Genomic DNA, 10217 nt, shown 5'->3' on the forward strand with positions numbered 1-10217 from the left:
ATGATGCCCAGGGCGGCAACTACGAAAAACTGGCTATTGACGGTAAAACCGCCGATACCACCGTTACCGATACGCAAGACACCACCGGCCTGACGCTCTCTGCAACTGACACCGTGGCCGAAGGCGGCTCGATCGTTTACACCGCCACCTTGACCAACGCCGCCGGCACTCCTGTGACCGTGACGTTGAGCAACGGCGCAGTGATCAACATCGCTGCCGGTGCAACCACCGGTACCGTGACCGTCGACGCGCCGAAAGACGACGTCTACAAAGACGCTGGCAAGGTTGAAGTCAGCATCGACAAAGCCACCGGTGGCAACTTCGAGAACCTCGTTCCGAGCACCACTCCGGCTGTCACCGACGTCACCGATACCATTGACACCAGCACCGTTTCGCTCACGGCGTCTTCGACTGTCGCTGAAGGCGGTACCGTCGTGTACACCGCTTCGGTCAACGCTCCGGTTACTGATGCTCCGTTGGTAGTGACCTTGTCGAACGGCCAGACCATCACCATTCCGGTCGGTGCAAGCTCTGCCTCGGTGAACTTCGTCGCACCTAACGATGCCCTCGCCGGTGGCAGCAACCTGAGCGTCAAGATTGATGACGCCAAAGGTGGTAACTACGAAAAACTCGCCATCGACGGCAAAACCGCCGATACCACTGTTACCGATACGCAAGACACCACCGGCCTGACGCTCTCTGCAACTGACACCGTGGCCGAAGGCGGTTCCATTGTTTACACCGCAACCCTGACCAACGCTGCAGGTTCACCAGTTACGGTGACTCTAAGCAACGGCGCGGTGATCAATATCGCGGCCGGAGCTACAACTGGCACCGTGACCGTCGACGCGCCGAAAGACGACGTCTACAAAGACGCCGGCAAAGTTGAAGTCAGCATCGACAAGGCCACGGGTGGTAACTTCGAGAACCTCGTTCCGAGCACCACTCCGGCTGTCACCGACGTCACCGATACCATCGACACCAGCACCGTTTCACTCACAGCGTCTTCGACCGTCGCCGAAGGCGGCACCGTGGTCTACACCGCCTCGGTCAACGCTCCGGTGACCGAAGCGCCGTTGGTAGTGACCCTGTCGAACGGCCAGACCATCACCATCCCGGTTGGTGCAAGCTCTGCCTCGGTGAACTTCGTCGCGCCAAACGATGCACTCGCTGGTGGCAGCAACTTGAGCGTCAAAATCGATGACGCCAAAGGTGGCAACTACGAAAAACTCGCCATCGACGGTAAGTCTGCGGACACTACCGTCACCGATACGCAAGACACCACCGGCCTGACCTTGAGTGCGACCGATTCGGTTGCCGAAGGCGGTTCCATTGTTTACACCGCGACCCTGACCAACGCCGCCGGCACACCAGTGACCGTCACACTGAGCAACGGCGCGGTGATCAACATCGCGGCCGGTGCAACCACCGGTACCGTCACCGTCGATGCGCCGAAAGACGACGTCTACAAAGACGCTGGCAAAGTTGAAGTCAGCATCGACAAAGCCACCGGTGGCAACTTCGAGAACCTCGTTCCGAGCACCACGCCAGCCGTCACCGACGTGACCGACACCGTTGACACCTCGACCGTCAGCCTGACTGCCAGTTCGACCGTGGCCGAAGGCGGCACCGTCGTGTACACCGCTTCGGTCAATGCGCCAGTCACTGATACTCCGCTGATCGTTACCCTGTCGAACGGCCAAACTATTACCATCCCGGTTGGCGCCAGCTCTGCCTCGGTGAACTTCGTTGCGCCAAACGATGCCCTCGCTGGTGGCGATAGCCTCAGCGTCAAAATCGATGACGCCCAAGGTGGCAACTACGAAAAACTCGCCATCGACGGCAAAACCGCCGATACCACCGTTACCGATACCCAAGACACCACCGGCCTGACCTTGAGCGCGACCGATTCGGTTGCTGAAGGCGGTTCGATTGTTTACACCGCGACCCTGACCAACGCCGCCGGCACACCAGTGACCGTGACGTTGAGCAACGGCGCGGTGATCAACATCGCTGCCGGTGCCACCACTGGCACTGTCACCGTCGATGCGCCTAAGGACGACGTCTACAAAGACGCTGGCAAAGTTGAAGTCAGCATCGACAAGGCCACCGGCGGCAATTTCGAGAACCTCGTTCCGAGCACCACGCCAGCCGTCACCGATGTCACCGACACCATCGACACCTCGACGGTCAAGCTGTCTGCTACTTCGTCCGTCGCCGAAGGCGGCACCGTCGTGTACACCGCGTCGGTCAATGCTCCGGTAACCGAAGCACCGCTGGTAGTGACCCTTTCGAACGGCCAGACCATTACCATCCCGGTCGGCGCAAGCTCTGCCTCGGTGAACTTCGTTGCGCCTAACGATGCCCTTGCCGGTGGCAGCAACCTGAGCGTCAAGATTGATGACGCCAAGGGCGGCAACTACGAAAATCTGGTTGCAGATAAAACTCCAGCTGAAACCTCAGTGACTGACGTCCAGGACACTACTGGCCTGACCTTGAGCGCGACTGATTCGGTTGCTGAAGGCGGTTCCATTGTTTACACCGCGACCCTGACCAATGCCGCCGGCACACCAGTGACCGTCACACTGAGCAACGGCGCGGTGATCAACATCGCTGCCGGTGCCACCACTGGCACCGTCACCGTCGATGCGCCTAAGGACGACGTCTACAAAGACGCCGGCAAGGTTGAAGTCAGCATCGACAAGGCCACCGGCGGCAATTTCGAGAACCTCGTTCCGAGCACCACCCCGGCTGTCACCGACGTGACCGACACCGTTGATACCTCGACCGTCAGCCTGACGGCCAGTTCGACTGTCGCTGAAGGCGGCACCGTCGTGTACACCGCGTCGGTCAATGCTCCGGTAACCGAAGCACCGCTGGTAGTGACCCTTTCGAACGGCCAGACCATTACCATCCCGGTCGGTGCAAGCTCTGCTTCGGTGAACTTCGTTGCTCCAAACGATGCACTCGCCGGTGGCAGCAACTTGAGCGTCAAGATTGATGACGCCAAAGGTGGCAACTACGAAAAACTGGCTATCGACGGCAAAACAGCCGATACCACGGTTACCGATACGCAAGACACCACCGGCCTGACGCTCTCTGCAACTGACACCGTGGCCGAAGGCGGCTCAATCGTTTACACCGCAACCCTGACCAATGCCGCTGGTTCTCCAGTCACGGTAACTCTGAGCAACGGCGCAGTGATCAACATCGCGGCCGGTGCGACTACTGGCACTGTCACCGTCGATGCGCCTAAAGACGACGTCTACAAAGATGCCGGCAAGGTTGAAGTCAGCATCGACAAGGCCACCGGTGGTAACTTCGAGCATCTGGTGCCAAGCACCACGCCAGCCGTCACCGACGTGACCGACACCATCGACACCTCGACAGTCAAGCTGTCTGCCACTTCGTCCGTTGCTGAAGGCGGCACCGTGGTCTATACCGCCTCGGTCAACGCTCCGGTAACCGAAGCGCCGTTGGTAGTGACCCTGTCGAACGGCCAGACCATTACCATCCCGGTTGGCGCCAGCTCTGCCTCGGTGAACTTCGTTGCGCCTAACGACGCCCTCGCTGGTGGCAGCAACTTGAGCGTCAAGATTGACGACGCCAAAGGTGGTAACTACGAAAAACTGGCTATCGACGGCAAAACCGCCGACACCACGGTCACCGACACCCAGGACACGACTGGCCTGAGCCTCAGCGCCACCAACAGCGTGGCCGAAGGTGGCTCGATCGTCTACACCGCCACCCTGACCAACGCCGCCGGCACCCCTGTGACCGTCACATTGAGCAACGGCGCGGTAATCAACATCGCCGCTGGTGCCAAGACCGGTACCGTCACCGTCGACGCGCCAAAAGATGACGTCTACAAAGACGCCGGCAAAGTTGAAGTCAGCATCGACAAAGCCACCGGCGGCAACTTCGAGCACCTGGTCCCAAGCACCACGCCAGCCGTGACCGATGTCACCGACACCATCGACACCTCGACGGTCAAGCTGTCTGCCACCTCGTCCGTCGCCGAAGGCGGCACCGTGGTCTACACCGCCTCGGTCAACGCTCCGGTGACCGAAGCGCCGTTGGTAGTGACCCTGTCGAACGGCCAGACCATTACCATCCCGGTTGGTGCAAGCTCTGCCTCGGTGAACTTCGTTGCACCTAACGATGCCCTCGCTGGTGGCAGCAACTTGAGCGTCAAAATCGATGACGCCAAAGGTGGTAACTACGAAAAACTGGCTATCGACGGTAAGTCTGCGGACACCACCGTTACCGATACCCAGGACAATACCGGCCTGAGCCTCAGTGCCACCAGCACCGTGGCCGAAGGTGGCTCGATCGTCTACACCGCCACCCTGACCAACGCCGCCGGCACCCCTGTGACCGTGACGTTGAGCAACGGCGCGGTGATCAACATCGCCGCCGGTGCCAAGACCGGTACCGTCACCGTCGACGCGCCGAAAGACGACGTCTACAAAGACGCCGGCAAGGTCGAAGTCAGCATCGACAAGGCTACCGGCGGTAACTTCGAGCACCTGGTGCCAAGCACCACGCCAGCCGTCACCGACGTGACTGACACCATTGACACCTCGACGGTCAAGCTGTCTGCCACCTCGTCCGTCGCCGAAGGCGGCACCGTGGTCTACACCGCCTCGGTCAACGCTCCAGTGACCGAAGCGCCGTTGGTAGTGACCTTGTCGAACGGCCAGACCATCACCATTCCGGTTGGCGCCAGCTCCGGTAGCGTGAACTTCGTTGCACCTAACGATGCCCTCGCTGGCGGCAGCAACTTGAGCGTCAAAATCGATGACGCCAAAGGTGGCAACTACGAAAAACTGGCTATCGACGGTAAGTCTGCGGACACCACCGTTACCGATACCCAGGACACCACCGGCCTGACCTTGAGCGCGACTGATTCGGTTGCTGAAGGCGGCTCGATCGTCTACACCGCCACCTTGACCAACGCTGCCGGCACGCCGGTGACCGTCACGTTGAGCAATGGCGCGGTGATCAACATCGCCGCCGGTGCCAAGACCGGTACCGTCACCGTCGACGCTCCGAAAGATGACGTCTACAAAGACGCCGGCAAGGTCGAAGTCAGCATCGACAAGGCCACCGGTGGTAACTTCGAGCACCTGGTCCCAAGCACCACGCCAGCCGTCACCGACGTGACCGACACCATCGACACCTCGACGGTCAAGCTGTCTGCTACTTCGTCCGTCGCCGAAGGCGGCACCGTCGTGTACACCGCGTCGGTCAATGCTCCGGTAACCGAAGCACCGCTGGTAGTGACCCTCTCGAACGGCCAGACCATCACCATTCCGGTTGGCGCCAGCTCCGGTAGCGTGAACTTTGTTGCTCCAAACGACGCACTCGCCGGTGGCAGCAACCTGAGCGTCAAGATTGACGATGCCAAAGGTGGCAACTACGAAAAACTGGCTATCGACGGTAAATCTGCGGATACCACCGTCACCGACACCCAGGACACGACTGGCCTGAGCCTCAGCGCCACCAGCACCGTGGCCGAAGGCGGCTCGATCGTCTACACCGCCACCCTGACCAACGCCGCCGGCACCCCTGTGACCGTCACATTGAGCAACGGCGCGGTAATCAACATCGCCGCCGGTGCCAAGACCGGTACCGTCACCGTCGACGCGCCAAAAGATGACGTCTACAAAGACGCTGGCAAGGTCGAAGTCAGCATCGACAAAGCCACCGGCGGTAACTTCGAGCACCTGGTGCCAAGCACCACGCCAGCCGTGACCGATGTCACCGACACCATCGACACCTCGACGGTCAAGCTGTCTGCCACCTCGTCCGTCGCCGAAGGTGGCACCGTGGTCTACACCGCCTCGGTCAATGCTCCGGTAACCGAAGCACCGCTGGTAGTGACCTTGTCGAACGGCCAGACCATCACCATCCCGGTTGGCGCAAGCTCCGGTAGCGTGAACTTCGTCGCACCTAACGATGCCCTCGCCGGTGGCAGCAACCTGAGCGTCAAGATCGATGACGCCAAAGGTGGTAACTACGAAAAACTGGCTATCGACGGTAAGTCTGCGGACACCACAGTTACCGACACCCAGGACAATACCGGCCTGAGCCTCAGCGCCACCAGCACCGTGGCCGAAGGCGGCTCGATCGTCTACACCGCCACCCTGACCAACGCCGCCGGCACGCCTGTGACCGTGACGTTGAGCAACGGCGCGGTGATCAACATCGCCGCCGGTGCCAAGACCGGTACCGTCACCGTCGACGCGCCAAAAGATGACGTTTATCTGGACGCCGGCAATGTCTCGGCCACCATCAAGACGGTGACCGGTGGCAACTTCGAGAACCTCGTGCCGAGCACTGGCGCGGCCGTGACGGCGGTGACCGACACCGTCGACAACACCACCGTCAGCATCACCGGCAGCACGTCGGTCACCGAAGGCCAGACCGCCACCTACACCGTCAGCCTGACCAACCCGGCGCAGACCGAGGTGACGGTCAAGATCGTCTACAGCGGCACCGCCGCCGACGGTTCGGACTTCACCGGTGTCTACACCGTGAAGATCCCGGCCAACGCCACCAGCGCCACCTTCAACGTGGCAACGCTGGACGACAAGATCACCGAAGGCACGGAAAACTTTGTGGTCAAGATCGACTCGGCCACCGGGGGCAATTTCGAGCACCTGGGTGTCAGCGGCACCAACGGCAGTGTCAGCACGTCGATCATCGACAACGACGCACCGCCGGTCCTCGACCTGGACGCCAACAACTCCAGCGGCAAGACCGGGGCCGATTACCAGGTGACCTTCACCGAAGGCACTACCGGCCCGGGCGTGTCCATTGGCGACACCGACCTGAAGATCACCGACCCGGACAGCACGATGCTGACCGGCGCAACCATCGTGCTGACCAACCGTCAGCCCGGCGACGCGCTGAACCTGGGCAACAGCGTCAATGGCATCAGCATCAACGCCAACAGCACCAATGGCACCGTCACGCTGACCTTGTCGGGTAACGCGACGCTGGCCGACTACATGCAGCAGATCAAGAACATCAGCTTCACCAACAGCAGCGAAGACCCGAGCACCGTGCCGCGCATCATCACCGTGACGGTGACGGACGGCACCAGCTACTCCAACGTCGCGACCACCACGGTGAACGTCGTAGGGGTCAACGATGCGCCAGTGGCAACCGGCGGCGCCGTGACCGGTACCGAGGACACGTCCCTGGTGCTTGGCTGGTCGACGTTCGGTATCAGCGACGTGGACACGGCCGCGGCGAACCTGGGCGTGAAGATCACCGGCCTGCCCGCCGATGGCAAATTGCAGTACCTGGACGGCGCCACCTGGAAGGACGTGGCCAACAACCAGACCTTCACCAAGGCCGACATCGACGCTGGCAAGCTGCGCTTCACCCCGGACGCCAACGAGTCCGGTGCCAACGGCAACCCGACCGGCGTGGGCGACCAGAAAGCCGACTACGCACAGATCAGCTTCCAGCCCACCGACGGCCAGGCGCTGGGCAATACCGGCACCGTGAAGATCGACATCACCCCGGTCGCCGATGCACCGACGCTCAGCGTAGCGGGCAACGGCGTGACCTCCACTGGCTTGATCAAGGAAGTCTGGACCGGCCTGTCGGGCCTGGGCACCGATGGCAGCGGCGCGCCGTCCGGCACGCTCAAGTCCGTGATCGATGCCGCCGGTACGCCGAACAGCAGCACCACCGTGACCAACGTGCAGTCCGACAGCAACGTGAACCCGGGTACTGCGTCGAAGACGTCCGGCCTGATTTACCTCGAAGCCGGCAAGACCTATACCTTCAGTGGCAGCGGCGACGACAGCCTGCTGGTCACCGTCGGCGGCAAAACCGCCGCGGCTACCACTTGGGGTGCGGGCGGCCAGTTGAACGGTTCGTTCACGCCGACCACCAGCGGCTACTACACCCTGGACATCTACCACCACAACCAGAGCGGCCCGGGCAGCTATGACGTGAACCTGTCGGTCAACGGCAGCACACCCGTGGACTTGAGCAGTGCCGGCGTGCCGCTCTACACCGGCGTGACCGACCTGGCGAATGCCGGCGTGACCGTCTCCGACCTGCACGGCAGCAACGGCGAAGGCTACTACGACGGCTACAAGCTCAACGAAGGTGCCGAAGGCTCCAGCGTGCACCTGTCGAAGATCACCACCGCCCTGACCGACACCGACGGCTCCGAAAGCCTGAGCGTGAAAGTCGGCGGCATCCCCGAAGGCACTGTGCTGAGCGACGGCGCCGGCCACACCGCGACCGTGGGCAGCAGCGGGGAAGCCTCGATCACCGGCTGGAACCTGGGCAGCCTGACCCTGACGCCGCCGACCTACTACAACGGCCAGTTCAACGTGACCGTGACGTCGACAGCCACCGAGGCCCTGGGAGGCTCGGCGATCACCACGGCCCAGATCCCGGTCACCGTGTACCCGGCCACCTACAACGCCGTCACCGCGACCTCTGGCAGCGACAACGTCACCGGCACCGACGGCAACGACATCATCGTCGCCGACATCGGCGGCCTGACCGTGGTGCCGGGCGTCAACTACAACATTGCCTTCATGGTCGACAGCTCCGGCAGCATGAGCGACTCGTCCATCACGGCGGCCAAAAACTCGTTGACCTCGGTGTTCAATACGCTCAAGCAGAGCATGGGCAGCAATTCGGGTACGGTGAACATCTTCCTGGCGGACTTCGACAGGCAAGTGAACAAGACCGTTTCGGTCAACCTCAAGGACCCGAACGCCCTGACCCTGCTCAAGAACGTGCTCGATTCCATGGTGTCCGGCGGCGGCACCAACTACGAGGACGTGTTCAAGACCACGACCAACTGGTTCAAGAGCACCGAGGCCATGGCCAACACCGGCGCGAAGAACCTCACGTACTTCATCACCGACGGCCAGCCGACGTTCTACCAGGCCGGCGAGCAGACGAACCCGACCTTGTATGGCGACGTGAAGCTGGACAGCCTCATCACCACCGCCAACTACAAGCTTGGGCAGACCTTCAGCGCCGACCTGGACAGCAAGCACCGCGTCCAGGTCGACAGCGGCGGCAACGTCACGCTGCAAACCTGGCAGAAGTCGTGGGGCGGCTACTGGAGCAGCGAGGAACTGGGCACCCTGCACGCCCAGGGGGACGGCACCTATGAACTGTCCTACCTCAGCGGCACCGGCAACAGCACCGACTCGGCCACCAGCAGCAACTCCCTGAGTGCCTTCGCGCTGCTCAGCCAGGTGTCCGGCGTGGAAGCCATCGGCCTGAACCAGGGCGTGACGCTGGCCGACCTCAAGCCATACGACTCGGACCAGACGCCGCAGACCAACATCGACCCGAACAACCTGGCCAACTCGATCATCGGCCACACCGAAGCGACCCTGCCGGGTGCCGACACGGTCAACGGGGGCGATGGCAACGACATCCTGTTCGGCGACCTGGTGAGCTTCAACGGCGTGGTCGGCGAGGGTTACCAGGCCATCCAGGCCTTCGTCGCCCAGCAGAACGGCGTGGACGTCAGCAAAGTCACCACCAGCAACGTGCACCAGTACATCACCGAGCACTACACCGCGTTCGATGTGTCCGGTGCCCACGATGGCAATGACACCCTGCTCGGCGGTGCCGGTAACGACATCATCTTCGGCCAGGGCGGCAACGACTCGCTCGACGGTGGCAAGGGCAACGACATCCTGCTCGGCGGCACCGGCAACGACACGCTGATTGGCGGCCAGGGCAATGACACCCTGATCGGTGGCCTGGGCGGCGATACCTTTGTCTGGAAGTCCGGTGATACCGGTAATGACGTGATCAAGGACTTCAAGGCCGCCGACGGTGACCGGATCGACCTGCGGGATCTGTTGCAGGGCGAAAGCGGCAGCACCATCGACCACTTCCTGAAAATCAGCACGGTCGACGGCGTGTCGTCGCTGCAAGTCAGCAGCTCCGGCCAGTTCAACACCGGCAACGCCGCGGCGACGCCGGACGTGACGATCAAGCTGGAAGGCAACAACTGGTCGAACGTCAACCTGAACTCGTTGATCGCCGGCAGCGACCCTACGATCAAGATCGATCACAACAACAGCTGAACCTGACACAAACCGTGGGGGGGGGGGGGGGGGCCCCGCCCCCCCATCTTTTTTTTCCCCCCCCCAGTGGCGCTAGTGGGGCCCTCCTAGCCCCGCGATAAAACAGGGAGGGCGCCCGTTTTT

The 10217-nt window shown here is 62.0% G+C and carries 1 pseudogene; it reads left to right on the forward strand.

From position 1 onward, the window contains the following. Positions 1 to 10094 (forward strand): annotated as a pseudogene (locus tag Q6A48_RS25485) (LapA family giant adhesin); the annotation flags it as partial. Between the last annotated feature and the right edge of the window lie 123 nt (positions 10095 to 10217).

Source organism: Pseudomonas citrullilanati (assembly GCF_030580855.1).
In the GTDB taxonomy this organism is placed as follows: domain Bacteria; phylum Pseudomonadota; class Gammaproteobacteria; order Pseudomonadales; family Pseudomonadaceae; genus Aquipseudomonas; species Aquipseudomonas citrulli.